The organism is Streptomyces sp. NPDC033165, from assembly GCF_055577965.1.
In genome coordinates, this window is record NZ_JBVIPK010000039.1 from 1 (window position 1) to 1283 (window position 1283).

1 protein-coding gene is annotated in these 1283 nt (G+C 64.4%); it reads right to left on the bottom strand.

Annotated features, from left to right (window positions below; genetic code table 11):
- Nucleotides 1-90 precede the first annotated feature (90 nt).
- Nucleotides 91-1182, bottom strand: a complete 1092-nt coding sequence (locus ACZ5WC_RS33165; protein WP_468544294.1) for an IS630 family transposase — start codon at nucleotides 1180-1182, stop codon at nucleotides 91-93.
- Nucleotides 1183-1283 lie beyond the last annotated feature (101 nt).

Genomic DNA, 1283 nt, shown 5'->3' on the forward strand with positions numbered 1-1283 from the left:
CCGCAGCCAACTCCCCACTCAGCACACACGATCAACGACACACCCGATCAAACGGACACGCCACCGGCGAATCAACCTGACCAAGCACTACTAGTGACCTGAGTCAGAGATTCGGTGGCAGTAGGCGGCGACTTTGTCGAGGATTTCGTCGGCTGTCTTGGTCCAGATGAAGGGCTTGGGTTGGTTGTTCCAGTCGGCCAGCCAGGCCCGGACGTCGCGTTCGAGGGCCTGGACGGAGCGGTGTACTCCGCGCTTGAGCTTCTTCTGTGTCAGTTCGGCGAACCACCGCTCGACCAGGTTCAGCCACGACGCGCTGGTAGGTGTGAAGTGCAGGTGGAAGCGCGGGTGTGCCAGCAGCCACTTCTTGATCTCGGGTGTCTTGTGCGTCGCGTAGTTGTCGAGGATCAGGTGGACCTGAAGGCCGGCCGGTACTGCCCTGTCGAGTTTGGCCAGGAACTTCTTGAATTCGACGGCCCGGTGGCGGCGGTGGAGCGATCCGATCACCTTGCCCGTCGCGACTTCCAGGGCGGCGAAGAGGGTGGTGGTGCCGGCGCGAATGTAGTCGTGGCTTCGGCGCTCGGGAACCCCGGGCATCATCGGCAGGACCGGCTGGGACCGGTCCAAGGCCTGGATCTGCGACTTCTCGTCCACGCAGAGAACCAGAGCCTTCTCCGGCGGGTCGAGATAGAGGCCGACGACATCGCGGACCTTGTCGATGAAGAACGGATCGGTGGAGAGCTTGAAGGTCTGCGAGCGGTGCGGGGCCAGAGCGAACGCCCGCCAGATCCTGGATACCGTTGACTGCGACATGCCCGTCGCGGCGGCCATCGAGCGCGTCGACCAGTGCGTCGCGTTCTTCGGTGTCTCCTCGAGCGTTCTGACGATCACTCGTTCCACATCCGCGTCGGTGATCTTCCGCGGGACACCCGGCCTGGGCTCGTCACACAGGCCGTCCACGCCGTTCTCCAGGAAGCGCCGCCGCCAGGTGCGGACGGTGTCCGGCGCAACCCGCAGCCGACGGGACACCTCCATGATCGAGTGGCCGTCCGCGCACTCAAGCACGATCCGTGACCGCTGAGCCAGCGCCTGCGCGGTCGTCCGCCGACGCACCCAGCCCTCCAGCACGGCCCGTTGAGCATCGGTCAGTGACAACGGTGGAATCTTCGGCCCCGGACGACGCATAACCAACTACTGAGGTTGAACTCGTGATGTCACATGGTTGCTCAGGTGGGTCTGATGGTCAGGCCGGTCTCGGCGAGGCAGCCGTCTATGAGGTGGCTGCG